Origin of the sequence: Streptomyces sp. NBC_00234, from assembly GCF_036195325.1 — a bacterium.
Taxonomy (GTDB): Bacteria; Actinomycetota; Actinomycetes; order Streptomycetales; family Streptomycetaceae; genus Streptomyces.
In genome coordinates this window covers 1955663-1976663 of the sequence record NZ_CP108101.1, presented here as the reverse complement: position 1 = coordinate 1976663, position 21001 = coordinate 1955663, and the positions used below count along the sequence as shown (strand labels likewise).

The 21001-nt window shown below is 70.8% G+C and carries 18 protein-coding genes; 12 read left to right on the top strand and 6 right to left on the bottom strand.

The genetic code is table 11. The annotated features are described in order from the left end of the window. Nucleotides 1–177: 177 nt before the first annotated feature. The 8 genes from gap to OG230_RS08540 all read left to right on the top strand — a co-directional run bounded on the left by gap (nucleotide 178) and on the right by OG230_RS08540 (nucleotide 7937). Entirely contained in the window at nucleotides 178–1188 is a 1011-nt protein-coding gene (gap, locus tag OG230_RS08575) for a type I glyceraldehyde-3-phosphate dehydrogenase (protein ID WP_328909538.1), read from the top strand. 112 nt (nucleotides 1189–1300) lie between these two features. Next, nucleotides 1301–2512, top strand: coding sequence for a phosphoglycerate kinase (locus OG230_RS08570; RefSeq protein WP_328909537.1), 1212 nt, complete (start codon nucleotides 1301–1303; stop codon nucleotides 2510–2512). A gap of 6 nt (nucleotides 2513–2518) precedes the next feature. Continuing rightward, nucleotides 2519–3295, top strand: coding sequence for a triose-phosphate isomerase (gene tpiA / locus OG230_RS08565; protein WP_328909536.1), 777 nt, complete (start codon nucleotides 2519–2521; stop codon nucleotides 3293–3295). A 119-nt stretch (nucleotides 3296–3414) separates the two neighbouring features. Then, a complete protein-coding gene (secG, locus tag OG230_RS08560) occupies nucleotides 3415–3645 on the top strand; it encodes a preprotein translocase subunit SecG (RefSeq protein WP_328909535.1) in 231 nt (76 codons plus the stop codon). A 106-nt stretch (nucleotides 3646–3751) separates the two neighbouring features. After that, nucleotides 3752–4087 (top strand): RNA polymerase-binding protein RbpA, encoded by a 336-nt coding sequence (locus tag OG230_RS08555; RefSeq protein WP_136207022.1) that lies wholly within the window; start codon nucleotides 3752–3754, stop codon nucleotides 4085–4087. Nucleotides 4088–4240: 153 nt separating this feature from the next. Continuing rightward, the gene (pgi, locus tag OG230_RS08550) at nucleotides 4241–5893 is read left to right on the top strand and encodes a glucose-6-phosphate isomerase (protein ID WP_328909534.1); all 1653 of its coding nucleotides are present in this window, start codon (nucleotides 4241–4243) and stop codon (nucleotides 5891–5893) included. Nucleotides 5894–5901: 8 nt separating this feature from the next. Then, nucleotides 5902–6405, top strand: coding sequence for a PH domain-containing protein (locus OG230_RS08545; RefSeq protein WP_328911345.1), 504 nt, complete (start codon nucleotides 5902–5904; stop codon nucleotides 6403–6405). Further along, nucleotides 6402–7937, top strand: coding sequence for a PH domain-containing protein (locus tag OG230_RS08540; protein WP_328909533.1), 1536 nt, complete (start codon nucleotides 6402–6404; stop codon nucleotides 7935–7937). The genes OG230_RS08545 and OG230_RS08540 overlap by 4 nt, the downstream gene beginning before the upstream one ends. Here OG230_RS08540 and OG230_RS08535 read toward each other — a convergent pair. The 6 genes from OG230_RS08535 to tkt all read right to left on the bottom strand — a co-directional run bounded on the left by OG230_RS08535 (nucleotide 7909) and on the right by tkt (nucleotide 14951). Then, nucleotides 7909–8274 (bottom strand): VOC family protein, encoded by a 366-nt coding sequence (locus tag OG230_RS08535; protein ID WP_328909532.1) that lies wholly within the window; start codon nucleotides 8272–8274, stop codon nucleotides 7909–7911. The two genes, OG230_RS08540 and OG230_RS08535, sit on opposite strands and share 29 nt — an antisense overlap. Before the next feature lie 79 nt (nucleotides 8275–8353). Continuing rightward, the gene (gene pgl / locus OG230_RS08530) at nucleotides 8354–9136 is read right to left on the bottom strand and encodes a 6-phosphogluconolactonase (RefSeq protein WP_328909531.1); all 783 of its coding nucleotides are present in this window, start codon (nucleotides 9134–9136) and stop codon (nucleotides 8354–8356) included. Next, entirely contained in the window at nucleotides 9133–10176 is a 1044-nt protein-coding gene (opcA, locus tag OG230_RS08525; protein ID WP_328909530.1) for a glucose-6-phosphate dehydrogenase assembly protein OpcA, read from the bottom strand. Before opcA ends, pgl begins: the two co-directional genes overlap by 4 nt. Next, complete coding sequence (gene zwf, locus OG230_RS08520; RefSeq protein ID WP_328909529.1) at nucleotides 10173–11705, bottom strand: glucose-6-phosphate dehydrogenase; 1533 nt, start codon at nucleotides 11703–11705, stop codon at nucleotides 10173–10175. The genes opcA and zwf overlap by 4 nt, the downstream gene beginning before the upstream one ends. 5 nt (nucleotides 11706–11710) lie before the next feature. Further along, the gene (gene tal / locus OG230_RS08515; protein ID WP_328909528.1) at nucleotides 11711–12829 is read right to left on the bottom strand and encodes a transaldolase; all 1119 of its coding nucleotides are present in this window, start codon (nucleotides 12827–12829) and stop codon (nucleotides 11711–11713) included. A gap of 34 nt (nucleotides 12830–12863) precedes the next feature. Beyond that, nucleotides 12864–14951, bottom strand: a complete 2088-nt coding sequence (gene tkt / locus OG230_RS08510; RefSeq protein WP_328909527.1) for a transketolase — start codon at nucleotides 14949–14951, stop codon at nucleotides 12864–12866. 287 nt (nucleotides 14952–15238) lie between these two features. Here tkt and OG230_RS08505 point away from each other — a divergent pair, with 287 nt between their 5' ends. From OG230_RS08505 to OG230_RS08490, 4 genes are all read left to right on the top strand, one after another. After that, entirely contained in the window at nucleotides 15239–16192 is a 954-nt protein-coding gene (locus tag OG230_RS08505; RefSeq protein ID WP_328909526.1) for a heme o synthase, read from the top strand. 97 nt (nucleotides 16193–16289) lie between these two features. Further along, nucleotides 16290–16646 (top strand): hypothetical protein, encoded by a 357-nt coding sequence (locus OG230_RS08500; protein WP_328909525.1) that lies wholly within the window; start codon nucleotides 16290–16292, stop codon nucleotides 16644–16646. Nucleotides 16647–16732: 86 nt separating this feature from the next. Then, nucleotides 16733–17869 (top strand): amidohydrolase, encoded by a 1137-nt coding sequence (locus tag OG230_RS08495; protein ID WP_328909524.1) that lies wholly within the window; start codon nucleotides 16733–16735, stop codon nucleotides 17867–17869. A gap of 31 nt (nucleotides 17870–17900) precedes the next feature. Further along, nucleotides 17901–20990 carry an ATP-binding protein gene (locus OG230_RS08490; RefSeq protein ID WP_328909523.1) on the top strand — a complete coding sequence of 1030 codons (3090 nt, stop codon included), beginning with the start codon at nucleotides 17901–17903 and terminating at the stop codon, nucleotides 20988–20990. The last annotated feature ends 11 nt before the right edge of the window (nucleotides 20991–21001 follow it).

Genomic DNA, 21001 nt, shown 5'->3' with positions numbered 1-21001 from the left:
CCCCCCGGGAGCGGAGCCTTCGACTCCTACTCGGGAGTACGGACTTCCCGGCCTCGCCCGGCCCCGCTCGATGTCACTCCGGGGCCCTTGGAGAGGTAGGGTCGGAGGCGGTCGGGGACATCCCTATACAACTCGCCGGCGTCGAAAACCGGCGTACCTATACGAGGAGATCGGTTCGTGACGATCCGCGTAGGCATCAACGGCTTTGGCCGCATCGGACGTAACTACTTCCGCGCGCTGCTGGAGCAGGGTGCGGACATCGAGATCGTGGCTGTCAACGACCTGGGTGACACTGCGACCACGGCCCACCTGCTGAAGTACGACACCATTCTGGGTCGTCTCAAGGCAGAGGTGAGCCACACCGCCGACACCATCACCGTCGATGGTCACACCATCAAGGTGCTCTCCGAGCGCAACCCGGCCGACCTGCCCTGGGGTGACCTGGGCGTCGACATCGTGATCGAGTCGACCGGCATCTTCACCAAGAAGGCCGACGCCGAGAAGCACATCGCCGGTGGCGCCAAGAAGGTCCTCATCTCGGCTCCGGCCAAGGACGAGGACATCACCATCGTGATGGGCGTCAACCAGGACAAGTACGACGCGGCCACCGACCACGTCATCTCCAACGCCTCCTGCACCACCAACTGTGTGGCGCCGATGGCCAAGGTTCTCGACGAGAACTTCGGCATCGTCAAGGGCCTGATGACGACGGTCCACGCCTACACGAACGACCAGCGGATCCTGGACTTCCCGCACTCGGACCTGCGTCGCGCCCGCGCCGCCGCCGAGAACATCATCCCGACCACGACCGGTGCCGCCAAGGCCACCGCTCTGGTCCTGCCGCAGCTCAAGGGCAAGCTCGACGGCATCGCGATGCGCGTGCCGGTCCCGACCGGTTCGGCCACCGACCTGGTCGTCGAGCTGTCCCGCGAGGTCACCAAGGACGAGGTCAACGCCGCGTTCAAGAAGGCGACCGACGACGGCGACCTCAAGGGGTACCTCGCGTACACCGAGGACCCGATCGTATCCTCGGACATTGTCGGTGACCCGGCGTCCTGCACCTTCGACTCGTCCATGACGATGGTTCAGGAAGGCAAGACGGTGAAGATCCTCGGCTGGTACGACAACGAGTGGGGCTACTCCAACCGTCTCGTCGACCTGACCGTCTTCGTCGGCGGCCAGCTCTGATCCTCGGAGCGGCAGGCAACTCGATGTGAGCGTGGGGCTCGGATGGCGCAATGCGGCGCCGTTCGAGCCCCGTTCCATGCTCTCTCGTCCTTCCAAGGAGTACCGGAAACAGATGAAGACGATCGACGAACTTCTCACCGAAGGGGTCGCGGGCAAGCGGGTATTCGTCCGCGCGGACCTCAACGTGCCGCTCGACGGCACCACGATCACGGACGACGGCCGCATCCGTGCCGTCGCGCCCACGGTCGCCAAACTTGCCGCAGCCGGCGCGCGGGTCATCGTCGCCTCGCACCTCGGCCGCCCCAAGGGCGCACCCGACCCGGCGTTCTCGCTCGCGCCCGCAGCCGCGCGCCTCGGTGAGCTGCTCGGAACCGATGTCGCCTTCGCGACCGACACGGTCGGCGAATCCGCCCGTGCCACCGCCGCCGCTCTCACCGACGGCCAGGTGGCCGTCATCGAGAACCTCCGCTTCAACGCGGGCGAGACCGCGAAGGACGACGCCGAGCGCGGCGCCTTCGCCGACCGGCTCGCCGAGCTCGCCGACGTGTACGTGGGCGACGGCTTCGGTGCCGTCCACCGCAAGCACGCCTCCGTCTTCGACCTCCCGGCCCGGCTGCCGCACGCGGCGGGCGACCTGATCGCCACCGAGGTCGGCGTCCTGAAGAAGCTCACCGAGGACGTCGAGCGCCCGTACGCCGTCGTGCTCGGCGGCTCCAAGGTCTCCGACAAGCTCGGCGTCATCGACCACCTCCTGGAGCGGGCCGACCGCATCCTCATCGGCGGCGGCATGGCGTACACCTTCCTCAAGGCCCAGGGCTACGAGGTCGGCAGCTCCCTCCTGCAGGAGGACCAGATCCCGGCGGTGCTGAAGTACCTGAAGCGGGCCGAGGAGAAGGGCGTGGAGTTCGTGCTCCCCGTCGACGTCGTCGTCTCCGAGCAGTTCCCGGACCTGAAGACCAAGGCCCCGAGCAACCCCGTCACGGTTGCCGCGGACGCCATCCCGGCCGGTTCGATGGGCCTGGACAACGGCCCCGAGACCAACCGGCTGTACGCATCGAAGCTCGCCGACGCCGCCACGGTCTTCTGGAACGGGCCGATGGGCGTCTTCGAGCACCCCGACTACGCCGAGGGCACCAGGGCCGTCGCCCAGGCCCTCGTCGACTCCCCGGCCTTCAGCGTCGTCGGCGGCGGGGACAGTGCCGCCGCCGTACGCATCCTGGGCTTCGACGAGAATGCATTCGGCCATATCTCGACCGGTGGCGGCGCCAGCCTCGAATACCTCGAGGGCAAGACGCTTCCCGGCCTCGCCGCACTGGAGGACTGACACTCAATGAGCACCCGCACCCCGCTGATGGCGGGCAACTGGAAGATGAACCTCAACCACCTCGAGGCCATCGCCCACACCCAGAAGCTCGCTTTCGCCCTGGCCGACAAGGACTACGACGCCGTAGAGGTCGCCGTCCTGCCGCCCTTCACCGACCTGCGCTCCGTGCAGACGCTGGTGGACGGCGACAAACTGAAGATCAAGTACGGCGCCCAGGACATCTCGGCGCACGAATCCGGTGCGTACACCGGTGAGATCTCCGGCTCCATGCTCGCCAAGCTGAAGTGCACGTACGTGGCCGTCGGCCACAGCGAGCGTCGCCAGTACCACGGCGAGAACGACGAGATCTGCAACGCCAAGGTGAAGGCCGCGTACAAGCACGGCCTGACCCCGATCCTCTGCGTCGGCGAGGGCCTGGACATCCGCAAGGCCGGTGACCAGGTCTCCTACACCCTCGCGCAGCTCGACGGCGCCCTCAAGGACATCCCCGCCGAGCAGGCCGAATCCATCGTGATCGCCTACGAGCCGGTCTGGGCCATCGGGACCGGCGAGGTCGCCACCCCCGAGGACGCCCAGGAGGTGTGCGGAGCGATCCGTGGCCGCCTGGCCGAGCTGTACTCGCAGGAGCTGGCCGACGCCGTCCGTATCCAGTACGGCGGCTCCGTGAAGTCCGGCAACGTCGCGGCCATCATGGCGCAGCCCGACGTGGACGGCGCACTCGTCGGAGGCGCGGCGCTGGACGCCGAGGAGTTCGTCAAGATCGTCCGCTTCCGCGACCAGTGAGTATGCGCTAGCGCCGATCCGTCGTACCCTAGCGGGGGCCGAGGGGGGTACCCCTCCGGCCCCCGTTGTCCGTATGTGCAGTCCAAGGGAATTCCGGAAAGTAGGGACCAGCCGTGATTATGGGGTTCTCGATCGCCCTGATCGTCTTCAGCCTGCTGCTGATGCTGCTGGTGCTGATGCACAAGGGAAAGGGCGGCGGCCTCTCCGACATGTTCGGTGGCGGTATGCAGTCGTCCGTCGGTGGCTCCTCGGTCGCCGAGCGCAACCTCGACCGCATCACCGTGGTGGTCGGTCTGTCGTGGTTCGCATGCATTGTCGTACTTGGTCTGCTGATGAAGCTGGACAACTGACCCGGCGTCCGCGATTCCCGGTGAAGTAACTCCAATCACTGGACGCGCGTTGGGCCTTACGTAGACTGGGGCATCTTCGAGCACCATCACGCAGGGAGTTACGACCGTGGCAAGTGGCAACGCGATCCGGGGAAGCCGGGTCGGAGCGGGGCCGATGGGGGAGGCCGAGCGGGGCGAGTCCGCGCCGCGCCTCCGCATCTCCTTCTGGTGCTCGAACGGGCACGAGACGCAGCCGAGCTTCGCCCATGACGCGCAGGTACCGGAGACATGGGACTGCCCGCGCTGCGGCTTCCCGGCCGGCCAGGACCGGGACAGCCCGCCCGACCCGCCGCGCACCGAGCCGTACAAGACGCATCTGGCGTATGTGCGCGAGCGGCGCAGCGACGCGGACGGCGAGGCCATTCTTGCCGAGGCGCTCGCGAAACTCCGCGGCGAAATCTAGAAGTTGTTCACCGGCCGGACACCCCACGGGTGTCCGGCCGGACTGCTTTTCCCGTGCCGCAACCCGCCCTCGCGCCGCACACCTCCCGGATCAATTAGGTTGGTGGGGCAGCGGGGATGCGCAGGTACGAGAAGAAGTGGGCTGATACCCGGGATGAACGCACAAAGCCGAACGAAGCTCAACCAGATGCCCGAGTGGACGGCTCTCGGCAAGCACCGTGAGGAACTCGGTGGAACCCAGCTGCGACAGCTGTTCGCCGACGAACCCGACCGCGGCATCGACTACACCCTCCGGGTCGGCGGCCTCCGCGTCGACTACTCCAAGAACCTGGTCACCGACGAGACGCTCCGCCTGCTGCGCGAGCTCGCCGCCGCCACCGGTGTCGCGGAGCTGCGGGACGCGATGTTCCGCGGCGAGAAGATCAACACCACCGAGGACCGTGCCGTCCTGCACACCGCGCTCCGCGCCCCGCGCGACGCCGTGATCGAGGTCGACGGCGAGAACGTCGTGCCCGCCGTGCACGCCGTCCTGGACAAGATGGCGGCCTTCTCCGACCGCGTCAGGGCGGGGGAGTGGACCGGCTCGACCGGCAAGCGCATCAAGAACGTCGTGAACATCGGCATCGGCGGCTCCGACCTCGGTCCCGCCATGGCGTACGAGGCGCTGCGTTCCTTCACGGACCGCTCGCTCACCCTCCGCTTCGTGTCGAACGTCGACGGCGCCGACCTCAACGAGGCGCTGCAGGGCCTGGACCCGGCCGAGACGCTGTTCGTCATCGCTTCGAAGACGTTCACCACGATCGAGACCATCACCAACGCCACCTCCGCCCGCACGTGGCTGCTCACGGGTCTGGGGGCCGGTCAGGAAGCCGTCGCCAAGCACTTCGTGGCGCTGTCCACGAATGCCGGCAAGGTCGCGGACTTCGGCATCGACACGGACAACATGTTCGAGTTCTGGGACTGGGTCGGCGGCCGTTACTCGTACGACTCGGCCATCGGCCTCTCGCTGATGATCGCCATCGGTCCGGACCGGTTCCGCGAGATGCTCGACGGCTTCCACCTCGTCGACGAGCACTTCCGCACGGCGCCCGCCGAGGACAACGTCCCGCTGCTGCTCGGCCTGTTGGGCGTCTGGTACGGCGCGTTCTTCGACGCGCAGTCGCATGCCGTGCTGCCCTACAGCCACTATCTGTCCAAGTTCACCGCGTACTTGCAGCAGCTGGACATGGAGTCCAACGGCAAGTCCGTCGACCGGGACGGCAATCCGGTGGAGTGGCAGACCGGCCCGGTCGTCTGGGGCACCCCCGGCACCAACGGGCAGCACGCCTACTACCAGCTGATCCACCAGGGCACCAAGGTCATCCCCGCCGACTTCATCGGCTTCGCCGAGCCGGTCGAGAACCTGCTGCCCGGTCTGGCCGCCCAGCACGACCTGCTGATGGCCAACTTCTTCGCCCAGACCCAGGCACTGGCCTTCGGCAAGACGGCCGAGGAGGTCCGCGCGGAGGGTGTCCCCGAGGAGCTGGTGCCGCACAAGACGTTCCGCGGCAACCACCCGACGACCACGATCCTCGCCGACCGGCTGACCCCGTCGGTGCTCGGCCAGCTCATCGCGCTGTACGAGCACAAGGTCTTCGTCCAGGGCGCCGTCTGGAACATCGACTCCTTCGACCAGTGGGGCGTCGAGCTCGGCAAGGTCCTCGCCAAGAGGATCGAGCCCGTCCTGATCGAGGGCACCGGCGGGGAGTCGCTCGACAGCTCCACCGCCGCGCTCGTCGCCGCCTACCGCTCGCTGCGGGGACGCTGAGCCGAGTGGTGGTGACGGGGGAGGGGACGGTACGGCTGCGGCCACCGCGCAACACGCTGGACCGCAGGGCCGTCGGCTGGTGGCGTGCCCAGTGGCTGCTGCTGACCGCGGTGCCCGTGCTGGTGCTGGGCCTGCTGGGCGCGTTCATCGGGTCCGCCCGGTTCTGGCTGCTGATGTCCGCCGCAGCCGTGGCGGTCGTCGGTCTGGCCTGTGCCGTCCTCTTCCCCCTCTGGTGGTTCCGGACCCACCGCTGGGAGGTCACCGGTGAGGCGGTCTACGTCCGGACGGGAGTGGTCCGCCAGGAATGGCGGATCGCGCCGATGTCCCGGATCCAGACCGTCGACACCGTGCGAGGCCCCCTGGAACAGCTCTGGAGACTCGCCACGGTCACCGTCACCACCGCCTCCGCCAAGGGCGCCGTACGGATCGAGGGCCTCGACCACGAGGTGGCGGCGGAGCTGGCCGAACGGCTCACCCGGATTACCCAGGACACCCCCGGGGACGCCACATGAGCACCCCCGCCGACGACTGGCGGCGCCTGGACCGGCGTACGGTCCTGGTCACCGCACTCGTCACGGCGGGGGTACTGCTGGGCGCGGCCCTGCCGGTCGGCCTCGCCCTCTCCGGGCGCTTCGGGACCGGGAGCGCCCTGACCTGGGTACCGGCCGCCGTCCTCGTGCTCACCGGCTGCTCGGCCGGGATCGACCACGTGCGATGGCGCCGCACCCGCTACCGCGTCGGCCCCGAGCGCGTCGAGCTCCACACCGGCCTCCTGCTGGTGAAGGAACGCTCACTGGCCCGGGAACGGATCCGCAGCGTCGACCTCACGGCGCGCCCGGTGCTGCGCCTCCTCGGGCTCGTCACGGTCCGGATCGGCACCGGGGAGCACGTGGGCGGCGACTCGACGCTCGAACTCGACCCGGTGACCCGTACCGAGGGCGAACTGCTGCGCCGCCTCCTCCTGGAACGCGCGGCCACCGGTCCCGCCGGCGGCCACCGCGAGGGGGAACTGGTCGGACTGAACCTCCGGTGGATCCGGTACGCGCCGGTGTCCTTCGTCGCCCCGATGCTGGGCGGCGCGGCGGCCGGCGCCGTGATGCAGGTCAGCGAGTGGGTCGGGGCACAGGGCGAGGTGATCGCCTGGATCGGCGACCTGTTCCGCGGGACCCCGGTGCTCTGGACGGTCCTCGTCCTCGTCGCCGCGGCGGTGGTCGCCGGCGTCGTCGGCGCGCTCGGCCTCTGGGTCGAGATGTGGTGGAGCTACCGGCTGGAGCGCGAACCGGGCGGCACCCTCAGGGTCCGCCGCGGGCTCTTCACCTCCCGGTCGGTCTCCATCGAGGAACGGCGGCTGCGCGGGGTGGACCTCGTCGAACCGCTCGGCGTCCGTCTGATGGGCGCCGCCCGGCTGGACGCGATCACGACGGGCCTGGCGAAGGACGACTCGGACCAGCACGGGGACCACAACACCCTGCTGCCCGTCGTGCCCCGGAGCCTCGCCGGCACGGTCGCCGCCGACGTCCTGCGCGAGACCGTGACCCCCACGGGCGCCGCCCTGACCGGCCACCCGCGTGCAGCCCGTCGCCGACGGCTGGGCTGGGCCCTCTGGTCCGTGCTGGCCCCGGTGGCCGTCCTGGCCGTCCTCGGGGCCCTGCTGACCCCTGTCCTGCTCTGGATCGCCCTCGCCTGCGCGGTGGTGTTCCTGCCCCTGGCGGTCTTTCTCGCCCTCGACGCGTACCACGCCCTGGGACACGCCGTCGTCGGCGCGTACCTGGTGACCCGCTCCGGTACGGTCCGGCGTTCCACGGCCGCGCTGCAGCGGGCCGGGGTGATCGGCTGGACCGTGAAGCAGTCGTACTTCCAGCGGCGGTCCGGACTCCTGACCATCACCGCCACGACGGCCGCCGGAGCGGGCGCGTACACGGCGCACGACACCGACGCGTCCGAGGGGCTCGACTTCGCCTCCGAGGCCGTCCCGGGGCTCCTGGAACCGTTCCTGGAGCGCACCGGGTCACCCGTCAGACCTGACCGTGCGTCGTGTCGATGACGCAGAACCGGTTGCCCTCCGGGTCGGCGAGCACCACGAAGTCCGGGTCCGGCGGATAGAGCTCCCAGGCCACCCGCTCCGCCCCGAGCGCGAGCAGCCGGCCCACCTCGGCGTCCTGCTCCTCGGTGTACAGGTCGAGATGGACCCGGGGGACCTCCTGCACGGGCGACTCGCTCCGCCCCAGGGCCAGCCCGACGCCGTGACCCTCTGCGGGGACCAGCACCACCCAGCCGTCCTCCAGCGGTTCACGCTCCACATAGCCGAGCGCCGACTTCCAGAACGACGCCGCGCGCCGTACGTCCGACGCACCCATCACCACTGTTCCGATACGCACCATGGGGCGAGGCTTTCACGACGGAGGCCCGGCCCGCTCCTGAGAGCGAACCGGGCCTCCGTACCACCGTGCTGACAGCCTCTCAGGGAGAGGCCGGCGGGTAGAGCGCACGCGGCAGCCGCGAGGCCGCGGGCGCGTCCAGCAGCCACAGGGTGCGGCTGCGTCCGTACGCCCCCGCCGCCGGGGCCTGGATCTCCCCGGCCCCGGACAGGGCGATGGCCGCGGCCTCCGCCTTGTCCTCGCCCGCCGCCAGCAGCCACACCTCGCGCGCGGCCCGGATGGCGGGCAGCGTGAGCGAGACACGGGTGGGCGGCGGCTTGGGCGCGCCGTGCACACCGACGACGGTGCGCTCGGTCTCCCGTACCGCGGGGAGTTCGGGGAAGAGCGAGGCGACATGCGTGTCCGGGCCGACGCCCAGCATCAGCACGTCGAACGCCGGTACGGAGCCGTGGTTCTCCGGACCGGAGGCCGCGGCGAGTTCGGCCGCGTACCCCGCGGCTGCGGCATCCGCGTCGTCGCCGTACGGACCGTCCGAGGCGGGCATCGCGTGCACCCGGGACGGGTCCAGCTCCACCGAGTCCAGCAGCGCCTTGCGGGCCTGCGTGACGTTGCGCTCCGGATCGCCCTCGGGCAGGAAGCGCTCGTCGCCCCACCACAGGTCGAGCCGCGACCAGTCGATCGCGTCCCGTGCGGGCGTGGCGGCGAGCGCGGCCAGCAGGCCGTTGCCGTTGCGCCCGCCGGTCAGCACCACCGAGGCGTAACCGCGTGCGGCCTGGGCGTCCACGACCTTCGTGATCAGCCGGGCCGCCGCGGCCTGCGCCATCAGCTCCTTGTCGCGGTGCACGACCAGTTGGGGAGCGCTCACTTCGAGGCCGCCTTCTTGGCCGCGGTCTTCTTGGCGGCGGCTGCCGTGGCCGTCGGGGTCTCGGCAGCCGCGGCGGCCGGGGACTTCTCCCCGGAACCGGACGGCTTCGCCGCGGTTCCGCCCAGCCTGTCCAGACCGAACTTCACCGCCGACGCGTAGGTGTTGTCCGGGTCGAGGCGCCGCAGCTCCTCCGCGAGGAGTTCGGCGGTCTCCCGCCGCTTGAGCGCGACTCCCCGGTCCGGCTGGCCCTGCATGGAGAGCGTGGCCAGTGAACCGTCGGGCCGGTGCAGCGTGATGGTGCCGTTCTTCGTCTCCATCCGGACGGCCGTCAGACCGGGGCCGGCGGAGTGCGTGCGCTCCACCGGGACTCCGAGCCGGTCCGCGAGCCACATGGCGAGCAGCTCGCAGCTCGGGTTGTCCGACTCGCCCTCGACGGTGGCGGCCAGGACCTCGGCGGCCTGCTGGTCGAGCGCGGCGGCCAGCATGGAACGCCACGGCGTGATGCGGGTCCAGGCCAGGTCGGTGTCGCCGGGGTTGTACGTCGTTCCGCGCACGGCGAGTTCGTCGAGCGGGCGCGCCGACGCGTAGGTGTCCGTGATCCGGCGCTGGGCGAGCGCGCCCAGCGGGTCCTTCGCCGGGTCGGCCGGCGCGTCCTGCGGCCACCAGAGCACGACCGGTGCGTCCGGCAGCAGGAGCGGCAGGACCACCGACTGGGCGTGGTTGGCCAGTTCGCCGTGCAGCCGCAGGACGACGGTCTCGCCGGTGCCCGAGTCGGAACCGACCCGTACCTCGGCGTCGAGCCGTGCGTCACGCCGGCTGCGCGGCGAACGGCTGACCCGCTTGATCACCGCGATGATCCGCGAGGGGTGCTCGCGGGAGGAGTCGCTCGCCGCCTTGAGGGCGTCGTACGCGTTCTCCTCGTCGGTGACGATGACGAGGGTGAGCACCATGCCGATGGCCGGCGTGCCGATGGCACGGCGGGCCGACACGAGCGCCTGGTTGATCTTGCTGGACGTGGTTTCCGTGAGATCGATCTTCATGGCCGGCGCCAGCTCCGTCCGTCGCGTGCGAGCATCTCGTCCGCCTCGGCCGGGCCCCAGGTACCGGCCGCGTACTGCGCGGGCTTGCCGTGCTTGTCCCAGTACTCCTCGATCGGGTCGAGGATGTTCCAGGAGAGCTCGACCTCCTGGTGGCGCGGGAAGAGGTTGGCGTCGCCGAGCAGCACATCGAGGATGAGCCGCTCGTACGCCTCCGGGCTGGACTCCGTGAAGGACTCGCCGTAGGCGAAGTCCATCGTGACGTCCCGGACCTCCATCGAGGTGCCGGGCACCTTCGAGCCGAACCGCACCGTCACGCCCTCGTCCGGCTGGACCCGGATGACCAGGGCGTTGCCGCCCAGCTCCTCGGTCGCCCCGGATTCGAAGGGCAGATACGGGGCGCGCTTGAAGACGACCGCGATCTCCGTGACCCGGCGGCCGAGCCGCTTTCCGGTACGGAGGTAGAACGGGACGCCCGCCCAGCGGCGGTTGTTGATCGTCAGCTTGATCGCGGCGAAGGTGTCGGTCGTCGACTTGGGGTCGATGCCGTCCTCCTCCAGATAGCCGAGGACCTCTTCGCCGCCCTGCCAGGCGTGGGCGTACTGGCCGCGCACGGTGTGCTTGCCCAGGTCGTCCGGCAGCTCCACCGCCGTGAGCACCTTGAGCTTCTCGGCGACCAGGGCCTTGGGGTGGAAGGAGCCGGGCTCCTCCATCGCCGTCAGCGCCAGCAGCTGGAGCAGGTGGTTCTGGATGACGTCACGCGCCGCGCCGATGCCGTCGTAGTAGCCGGCCCGGCCGCCGATGCCGATGTCCTCGGCCATCGTGATCTGGACGTGGTCCACGTAGGACCGGTTCCAGATCGGCTCGAACATCGTGTTGGCGAAACGCAGCGCCAGGATGTTCTGGACCGTCTCCTTGCCCAGGTAGTGGTCGATCCGGAAGACCTCGTTGGGCGGGAACACGTCGTGCACGAGCTGGTTGAGCTCCTGCGCGCTCGTGAGGTCGTGACCGAACGGCTTCTCGATGACGGCACGCCGCCAGGAGCCTTCCTTCTGGTCGGCGAGCCCGTGCTTCTTGAGCTGCTGGACGACCTGGGGGAAGAACTTCGGCGGTACGGACAGGTAGAAGGCGAAGTTGCCGCCCGTGCCCTGCGCCTTGTCGAGCTCCTCGATGGTGGCCTTGAGGGTCTCGAACGCCTCGTCGTCGTCGAAGTTGCCCTGGACGAAGCGCATCCCCTGGATGAGCTGCTGCCAGACCTCCTCGCGGAACGGCGTACGGGCGTGCTGCTTTACGGCGTCGTGGACCTCCTGCGCGAAGTCCTCGTTCTGCCACTCGCGGCGCGCGAAGCCGATGAGCGAGAAGCCCGGCGGCAGCAGGCCGCGATTGGCCAGGTCGTAGACTGCGGGCATCAGCTTTTTACGGGACAAATCGCCCGTGACGCCAAAGATGACCAGGCCCGACGGCCCCGCGATACGCGGGAGCCGTCGGTCCTGGGCGTCACGAAGCGGGTTGGCTCCGGGAACACCAGACAAGGTGGTCAGCCCTCCGAAGGGGCGAGGCGCTTGAGTTCCGCCTCGGTGGAGTTGAGCAGGTCGATCCAGGACGCCTCGAACTTCTCGACGCCCTCGTCCTCGAGGAGCTGGACGACGTCGTCGTAGCTCACCCCGAGCTTCTTGATCGCGGCGAGGTCCGCACGGGCCTGGTCGTAGCCGCCCGTGATGGTGTTGCCGGTGATCTCGCCGTGGTCGGCGACGGCGTCGAGCGTGGCCTCGGGCATGGTGTTGACCGTGTTCGGGGCGACGAGCTCGTCGACGTACAGGGTGTCCTTGAGGGACGGGTCCTTCACGCCGGTGGAGGCCCACAGCGGACGCTGCTTGTTGGCCTGCGCCTTGTCCAGCGCGGCCCAGCGGTCGCCCGCGAAGGTCTCTTCGTACGCCTCGTAGGCCAGGCGCGCGTTCGCGAGTGCGGACTTGCCCCGGGCGGCCTTGGCCTCGTCGCCGCCGATCGCGTCGAGGCGCTTGTCGATCTCGGTGTCCACGCGGGACACGAAGAAGGAGGCGACCGAGTGGATCTTGGAGAGGTCCAGGCCGGCGGCCCGTGCCTTCTCCAGGCCCGCCAGGTACGCGTCCATCACCTCGCGGTAGCGCTCCAGCGAGAAGATCAGGGTCACGTTGACGCTGATGCCCCGGCCGATGACCTCGGTGATCGCCGGCAGGCCGGCCTTCGTCGCCGGGATCTTGATGAGCGTGTTCGGCCGGTCCACCAGCCAGGCGAGCTGCTTGGCCTCGGCGATGGTGGCCACCGTGTTGTGGGCCAGGCGCGGGTCGACCTCGATGGAGACCCGGCCGTCCTGGCCGTCCGTCGCGTCGAAGACCGGACGCAGGATGTCGGCGGCGTCGCGGACGTCGGCCGTCGTGATCATGCGGATGGCCTCGTCGACGGTGACCTTGCGGGCGGCGAGGTCGGTGAGCTGCTGCTCGTAACCGTCACCGTGCGAGATCGCCTTCTGGAAGATCGACGGGTTCGTGGTGACACCGACGACGTGCTGCTGGTCGATCAGCTCGGCGAGGTTGCCGGACGTGATCCGCTTGCGCGACAGGTCGTCGAGCCAGATCGCCACGCCCTCGTCGGAGAGGCGCTTGAGTGCGTCTGTCATGGGAATTGCATCTCCTACTAGTCGTATACCGGCGTCAGCGCGCGGAGGCGGCCAGGGATTCCCGGGCGGCGGCAGCGACGTGCTCGGCGGTGAAGCCGAACTCGCGGAAGAGGACCTTGGCGTCCGCGGAGGCACCGAAGTGCTCCAGCGAGACGATCCGTCCGGCGTCGCCGACGTACCGGTGCCAGGTCAGGCCGATGCCCGCCTCGACGGCCACACGGGCCTTCACGGACGGCGGCAGAACGCTGTCCTTGTACGCCTGGTCCTGCTCCTCGAACCACTCGACGCACGGCATCGACACGACGCGCGTCGGCACACCGGCGGCCTGGAGCTGCTCACGCGCCTCGACGGCCAGGTGCACCTCGGAGCCGGTGCCGATCAGCACGACCTCGGGCTTGCCGCCCTCGGCGTCGAAGAGCACGTACCCGCCCTTGGCGGCGTCCTCGTTCGCCTCGTACGTCGGCACGCCCTGGCGGGTCAGCGCCAGTCCGTGCGGGGCGCCCTTGCCGAACACCTTGGTGTAGCGGCGCAGGATCTCGCGCCAGGCGATGGTGGTCTCGTTCGCGTCGGCCGGGCGCACGACGTTCAGGCCCGGGATCGCGCGCAGCGAGGCCAGGTGCTCCACCGGCTGGTGGGTCGGGCCGTCCTCGCCGAGGCCGATCGAGTCGTGCGTCCACACGTACGTCACCGGAAGGTGCATCAGCGCGGACAGCCGCACGGCGTTGCGCATGTAGTCGGAGAACACCAGGAAGGTGCCGCCGTAGATGCGGGTGTGGCCGTGCAGCGCGATGCCGTTCATGGCGGCGGCCATGGCGTGCTCGCGGATGCCGAAGTGGATCGTGCGGCCGTACGGGTCCGCCTCGGGCAGGGGGTTGCCCGCCGGGAGGAACGACGACGTCTTGTCGATCGTGGTGTTGTTCGAGCCCGCCAGGTCGGCGGAGCCGCCCCACAGCTCGGGGACGACCTCGCCCAGGGCCTGGAGGACCTTGCCGGAGGCCGCGCGCGTGGCGACGCTCTTACCGGCCTCGAAGAGCGGGAGCTTCTCTTCCCAGCCCGTGGGCAGCTCGCCCGCGGAGATCCGGTCGAACTCGGCGGCGCGCTCCGGGTTGGCGGTGCGCCACGCGGCGAGGGACTTCTCCCACTCGGCCTTGACCTCACGGCCGCGGTCCAGCGCCTCACGGGTGTGCGCGATGACCTCGTCGGAGACCTCGAAGCTCTTCTCGGGGTCGAAGCCGAGCACCCGCTTGGTGGCCGCGACCTCGTCGTCGCCGAGCGCCGAGCCGTGCGCGGCCTCGGTGTCCTGGGCGTTCGGGGCGGGCCAGGCGATGATCGAGCGGGCCGCGATGAACGACGGGCGCTCCGTCTCGGCCTTGGCCGCCTGCAGCGCCTTGTACAGACCCGCCGGGTCGAGGTCGCCGCTGGGCAGCTGCTCGACGCGCTGGACGTGCCAGCCGTACGCCTCGTAACGCTTCAGGGTGTCCTCGGAGACCGCGGTCTCCGTGTCGCCCTCGATCGAGATGTGGTTGTCGTCCCACAGCATCGTGAGGTTGCCGAGCTTCTGGTGCCCGGCCAGCGAGGACGCCTCGGCGGAGATGCCCTCCTGGAGGCAGCCGTCACCGGCGATGACCCAGACGTTGTGGTCGAACGGGGAGGTGCCGGGGGCCGCCTCCGGATCGAACAGACCGCGCTCGTAGCGGGCGGCCATGGCCATACCGACGGCGTTGGCGACACCCTGGCCGAGCGGGCCGGTCGTCGTCTCCACGCCCGTGGTGTGGCCGTACTCCGGGTGCCCCGGGGTCTTGGAACCCCAGGTGCGGAACGCCTTGAGGTCATCGAGCTCCAGGCCGTACCCGGCCAGGTAGAGCTGGATGTAGAGGGTCAGGCTCGAGTGGCCCGCAGAGAGGACGAACCGGTCACGGCCGACCCATTCCGCGTCCGCGGGGTCGTGCCGCATCACCTTCTGGAAGAGGGTGTACGCGGCGGGAGCCAGGCTCATCGCCGTACCCGGGTGGCCGTTTCCGACCTTCTGTACGGCGTCCGCGGCGAGGACGCGGACAGTGTCCACGGCCCGCTGGTCCAATTCGGTCCACTGGAGGTCTGTGGTGGTCGGCTTGGTGCTCACCCTGAGTCAGGGCTCCTCTCCACTGTCGTAAACCGGTGGCTGGTTACCGCACCGGGCGGTGTCGAGCCTACCCCCGACGGAACGCGCTACTTTCGAGTACTTTCCAGCCTGACGGCGACCTGCGGAGTTCGCCTCTTGACGGAAGGCGCCCGTTCATTGCGGCGCCACCCCAACACGAGCCCACCCCCGCGAAGGGCGGCGTATCCGCAACGTCTACAGTGGTCTGGTTCGCGCAAGTCTTTACCGGGCCTTCACTCCCGGAGCTTGCTGGGATTTCTCTGTCAGGGGTGTGCGTGACGGCCGTCGAGTCCCGACCCGCAGGGGTCGCCTTGACTCCGAGCCCAGGGGGCCATCGCCCGTTCGGGGCCCGCATCAAGGCATTCGTGGCGCTTACGAAGCCACGAATCATCGAGCTGTTGCTCATCACCACCGTTCCGGTGATGTTCCTGGCTGCTCAAGGTGTTCCAGACCTGTGGCTCGTACTCACTACCACCATCGGCGGATATCTCTCCGCGGGCGGTGCCAACGCGCTGAACATGTACATCGACCGCGACATCGACGCGCTGATGGACCGTACGTCGCAGCGCCCGCTGGTCACCGGCATGGTGAGCCCGGTCGAGTGCCTGGTATTCGGTATCTCCCTCGCGGTGATTTCCACCGTGTGGTTCGGGCTGCTGGTCAACTGGCTCTCGGCGGCACTCGCTCTCGGGGCTCTGCTCTTCTACGTCGTCGTCTACACGATGCTGCTGAAGCGCCGTACCTCGCAGAACATCGTCTGGGGCGGAATCGCCGGCTGCATGCCGGTCCTCATCGGCTGGTCGGCCGTGACCAATTCCCTCTCGTGGGCCGCGGTCATTCTGTTCGCCGTCATCTTCTTCTGGACGCCGCCGCATTACTGGCCGCTGTCGATGAAGGTGAAGGACGACTACGCCCGGGTCGGCGTCCCGATGCTTCCGGTCATCGCCAGCAACCAGGTGGTCGCCCGCCAGATCGTCCTCTACAGCTGGGTGATGGTGGCGGTGTCGCTGCTGCTGACCCCGCTCGGCTACACCGGCTGGTTCTACACGGCGGTGGCCCTGCTGACCGGCGGCTTCTGGCTCTGGGAGGCGCACGGCCTGCAGAACCGGGCCAAGTCCGGAGTGACCGGCGCGAAGCTCAAGGAGATGCGGCTGTTCCACTGGTCCATCACCTATGTGTCGCTCCTCTTCGTGGCCGTCGCGGTGGACCCCTTCCTGCGGTAACCGCGCGTAAGCACCTCCGCCGACGGGCGGGTCACGTGGCACAGGCCACGTGGCCCGCCCGTCGCCAGTCGATCTACCCCTCGGTAGCATTCTTTTCATGGCAGAGACGGCAGAGACCCAGCAGGTGGACAGCAAGCAGACGGCCCGCGCGGAGCGCAGGGCGGCGCGGCTGGCCAAGCAGATCGGCGCGTTCGCCAAGGCGCACGGCGGTGCCGAGGGCCACCTCGCCCACATAGGGCAGTCGGGTACCCGCATCGTCCTCGTCGGACAGGACGGCGGCTGGGGCGACCTCGTCGCTCCCTCGTACGCCGTGGCCGACAGCGCGGCGCAGAAGTCCGGGATCACCATGCACGAGAGCTTCGACGGCGACTTCGCCGCCAAGATCCGGACAGGACCGTACGAGTGGAACCGGATGGCCGGCATCCAGCTCGGCGGGCCCTCCAACAACCGCTGAGCCGTTCGGGGCATCACACGGGCAACACCTGACACGGGGCTCACCCGTTAGGCCGTGCATACGCACGCCATCGCAGGGAGTCCCGGATGACCGACACACCGCCCGTGGCGGACCTGGTCGATCAGCACTGCCACGGGGTGCTCCGCGCCGAGCTGGGCCTCGCCACCTTCGAGGCCCAGCTGTCCTCGGCCGCTTCCGGGCCCGCCCCGGGCACCACGTTCTTCGACACCCAGACCGGCTTCTCCGTACGCCGCTGGTGCCCGCCCCTGCTGGACCTGGAAGCGCACTGCGCGCCCGCCCGCTATCTCGCGAGGCGCAGGGAACTGGGCGTCGTGGAGACCACCCGGCGCCTGCTGCGGGCCACCGGTGTCGCCACGTATCTCGTCGACACCGGGCTTCCCGGAGACCTCACGGGGCCCGCCGAGATCGCTTCGGCAGCCGGCGCCGAGGCCCGGGAGATCGTCCGGCTCGAAGCGCTGGCCGAGCAGGTGGCCGACACCTCCGGCACGGCCGACACCTTCCTGGTGAACCTCGCCGAGGCCGTCCACGCGGCCTCCGCGTCCGCGGTCGCCTTCACCTCGGTGGCCGGCGCACTCCACGGCCCGGCCCGGAATCCACGGCCGCCGGGCCCGGGGGAGGTGCGCACCGCGGCCGGCCGGTGGCTCGCCGGCCGGGAGGCGGAACGCCGTGCGGCCCGCAGCGGCGCCGGAGACCGCCGCACCGGCTGCGGTCCGCCGGCCGACCCCGTCCTGCTGGGGCATCTGCTGTGGAGTGCCGTCGCCTGCGGACTGCCGCTGCAGCTCCACCTGGGCACGGCCGACCCGATGGGACTGGCGGGGTTCGCCGCCGCCACCGCCGGTCTCGGCACCGACCTGGTGCTGCTGCACAGCTATCCGCACCACCGGCGCGCCGCCCAGCTGGCGGGCGCCCACCCGCATGTCTACGCGGATCTGGGACCCGCCCTCGCCCGTACGGGAGCGCGCGCCGACGCGGTACTCGCGGAAGCCCTGGAGCTCGCCCCGTTCGGCAAGCTGCTCTTCTCCACCGGGGCGCGGGCACTGCCCGAACTCCACGTGGTCGGGGCGCGGCAGTTCCGCGAGGCACTCGGCCGGGTGCTGGGCGGCTGGGTGGCGGACGGCGCCTGGTCCCGCACGGACGCCGCACGGGTCGCCGCGATGATCGGCTCGGGCAATGCGCGGCGGGTGTACCGGCTGGACTGCTGACCCGCGGGCCCGATCGCACTACAGTGCCCCGGTGATCGGTGACGAGGCGCCTCCGCTGCGCATACGGCTGCTCGGCGGCTTCCACGCCGAGCGCGAGGGCGCCCCCGTGGTGGAACACTGGCGCCGGCCGGGGGCCCGTACCCTCGTCAAACTGCTCGCCCTCGCGCCGGAACACCGGATGCACCGCGAGCAGGTCATGGAGATCTGCCGGCCCGGGGCGACCCCCGAAGCCGCCAGGAACAACCTCCGCGTCGCGCTGCACACCGCCCGTCACGCCCTCCAGCCCGAACTGCCGCCGCGCAGCCCCTCCGCCTACCTGCTGGCCAAGGGCGAACTCCTGATGCTCGCGCCGCACCTGGTCACCGTCGACATCGACGAGGCCGAACGCGCGGCGCGCGCCGCCCTGACCGGAGCCCTCGACCTCGTCACGCGGGCCGCCGCCCTCGAAGCACTCGAACGCGAACTCCTGCCGGAGGACCCCTACGCCGAGTGGGCCGCCTCGCGCCGCGCCGAACTGAGCCTGCTGCGCGACCGGGTCCGCCACGCACTGGCCGACGCCCAGCTCGCGGCCGGGCAGGCGGAGGAGGCGGCCGGTCTGATGGAGCGCGCCCTGATCAGGGACCCCGAGGACGAGGGAGCCAGAGAACGGCTGGTCAGGGCCCAGCGAGTGCTCGGCCGATTCGGCGGGTACGCCCCCCGGCAGTCCCGTGCGGAGGATCCCGACGAAGACGCCGCCCGATCCGGGGCCGGTCCTGCCGCGGTGCCGGCCCCCCGGTACGCACCCGGCGCCGCGCCGCGGTCCCCGTCGCTCCCCGCCGCGATCCGCAGGGCCCCGCGCACCCCGCTCGTCGGCCGCGACCACGCACTGCGGGTCCTGACGGCGGAGACCGGCGGTCTGCCACCGCTCACCCTCGTCGCGGGCGAGGCGGGCGTCGGCAAGACCCGGCTGGCCGGCGAGGCCGCCCGCGCCGCCCACCGGCGGGGAACACTCGTCCTGTGGGGCACCGCCCACGAGGCGGAGGGCCGCACCCCGTACGGACCGTGGGCCGACGCGCTGCACGCGCATCTGGCCGGCCGGCCCACCGCGGAACGTGCCGCGATCCGTGCCGCCCACCCCGAACTGGCCGCCCTGGTCCCGGAGCTCGGTGCGCCGGTACCGGCCGTCGCCGGGCCGGAGGAGGAACGCTCCCGGCTCTTCCACGCGGTCTCCGGTGTGCTCACCGACTTCGCCCGTGACCGGCCCGGTGGCGTCCTCGTCGTACTCGACGACCTGCACGACACTGATCTGGGCTCCCTCCAGCTCCTCTACCACCTGGCCCGCACCACGGGGTCCCAGAACCGCCGGTTCATCGCGGCGTTCCGGGAGGAGGACCTCGGTTCGGTCCCGGCCCGCCGCCGTATCCTCGACGCCGCCCTCGGCCAGGGGCTGGCCCGTCGGCTGGAGCTCATGCGGCTGGGCGAGGCCGACTGCGCGCGCCTCGTCGCCGGTCTGGCCGGCGGGCTCGCGGCGACCGACAGCCGCCTCGCCGACGTCTTCCGCCTCTCGGCGGGCAATCCGCTGTTCGCCTCGGAACTCGCCGGACTGATCGACCACGGACTGCCCTCCCCGGCGGCGGCCGACCTCGGCGGCATCGGTCTGCCCGAGGCCGTACGCTCCACCGTCGATGCGCGCCTGGCCCGGCTCTCCCCCTCGGCCCGTGCCGTGGTCGATGTCCTGGCCACGGCGGGCGGCGACGTGCCGTTGTCCGAGGTGATCGAGGTCGCCGGGGCGGCGCTGCACCCGCCGCTGCCCCCCGCGGCCTGCGCCGGGGCGCTCGACGAGATCCTCGTCGCCGGACTCGCCGAGGAACGCGATGTGGTGGCCGGCGGACGGCCCGTCCCCGGATACACCTTCCGGCACCCGCTGGTCCGGCTGGCCTGCTACGGCCGGCTCACCGCCGCGCGCCGCCGCGTCCTGCACGGCGCCCACGGCGACGCCGCCCTGGGCCGGCGCCGCGAGGCGGTCGACACGCTCGCCCTGCACTTCGTACGGGCCGACGACCCGCGCGCGGTGCACTGGGTGCGCCGGGCGGCCCGGCGGGCGGCGGCGCTGTACGCCAACGACAGTGCCGACCGCTACTACCGCGAACTGATCACTCTGCTCGACGCCTCGGACGAGAGCGCGGCGGGAGCGGAGGCCCGGCACGAACACGCCCTCGTACTCCGGCGGCTGGCCCGGTACCCGGAGGCGGAGAGCGCCCTGCGCGCGGCGCTGCGCACCCGGTCCCGTGCGGGGGACCACGACGACGCCGTACGCACTGCGGCAGCCCTCGCGGAACTGCTCTGCCGGGCGGGGCACGTGCGTGAGGCCCGCACCATGCTCGACGGCACACCGCTGCCCGAGGTGCCCCTGACCACGGCGACGAAAGCCGTGTACGCGCTGGCGACGGGCGTCGTCGACCTCCATCTCGGACGGTACGGGTCGGGTCTGGCGGCGGCCCTGCGCGCGGAGGAGATCGCCCGCGGGCTCGACCCCGGCGTCGTCGGCGACGAGAACCCCGAGCTGTTGCGGGGGCGGGCCGTCGGCAACCGCGCCGTGTGCCTGGCGCTGCTGGGACGTACCGACGAGGCCGAGGAGGCGTCCCGGCAGTCACTCGTGCACGCCGAGGCGGCCGGGGACGCGGGTCTGCTCACCACGGTGCTCTCCATGCTCAGCCAACTCGCCCTGGACGCGGGCCGGCACGAGGAGGCACGGACCTTCCGGCACCGTTCCCTGCGGCTTGCCGAGCGCGGCGGCGACCCCGCCCTGATCGCCTTCGAACGCGGCAGCCTGGCCAGGATCGACCTCGCCACGGGAGACCTGGCCGCAGCCCGGGCCGGGGCGGCAGGCGCGATCGATCTGGTCCGGCCCTTCGGGATCAGCTGGTGCCTTGCCTTCGCGCTGGCCCACCTGGTCGAGATCTGCCTGCACTGCGGCGAGTTGGACGAGGCCCAGGAGGCGCTGGAGGAGTGCGCGCAGCTCGCCGCGGAGAGCGGTGACGCGCAGGCCCTGGACGCCGTACGCCGGCTCACCGGCCAACTCGCCGAAGCCCGCGCCGAACAGGTCCGAACGCCGAATTCCGCCCATCCGGGGGCCTGTTAATGGCCGGGTAA

Bases quoted from the DNA above. Each gene is read 5' to 3' on its own strand.
- OG230_RS08495 (WP_328909524.1), top strand. From the start codon at position 16,733: ATGACCGACACACCGCCCGTGGCGGACCTGGTCGATCAGCACTGCCAC.
- tal (WP_328909528.1), bottom strand. From the start codon at position 12,829: ATGACAGACGCACTCAAGCGCCTCTCCGACGAGGGCGTGGCGATCTGG.
- opcA (WP_328909530.1), bottom strand. From the start codon at position 10,176: ATGAAGATCGATCTCACGGAAACCACGTCCAGCAAGATCAACCAGGCG.
- OG230_RS08540 (WP_328909533.1), top strand. From the start codon at position 6,402: ATGAGCACCCCCGCCGACGACTGGCGGCGCCTGGACCGGCGTACGGTC.
- OG230_RS08570 (WP_328909537.1), top strand. From the start codon at position 1,301: ATGAAGACGATCGACGAACTTCTCACCGAAGGGGTCGCGGGCAAGCGG.
- secG (WP_328909535.1), top strand. From the start codon at position 3,415: ATGGGGTTCTCGATCGCCCTGATCGTCTTCAGCCTGCTGCTGATGCTG.
- tpiA (WP_328909536.1), top strand. From the start codon at position 2,519: ATGAGCACCCGCACCCCGCTGATGGCGGGCAACTGGAAGATGAACCTC.
- pgi (WP_328909534.1), top strand. From the start codon at position 4,241: ATGAACGCACAAAGCCGAACGAAGCTCAACCAGATGCCCGAGTGGACG.
- OG230_RS08535 (WP_328909532.1), bottom strand. From the start codon at position 8,274: ATGGTGCGTATCGGAACAGTGGTGATGGGTGCGTCGGACGTACGGCGC.
- OG230_RS08500 (WP_328909525.1), top strand. From the start codon at position 16,290: ATGGCAGAGACGGCAGAGACCCAGCAGGTGGACAGCAAGCAGACGGCC.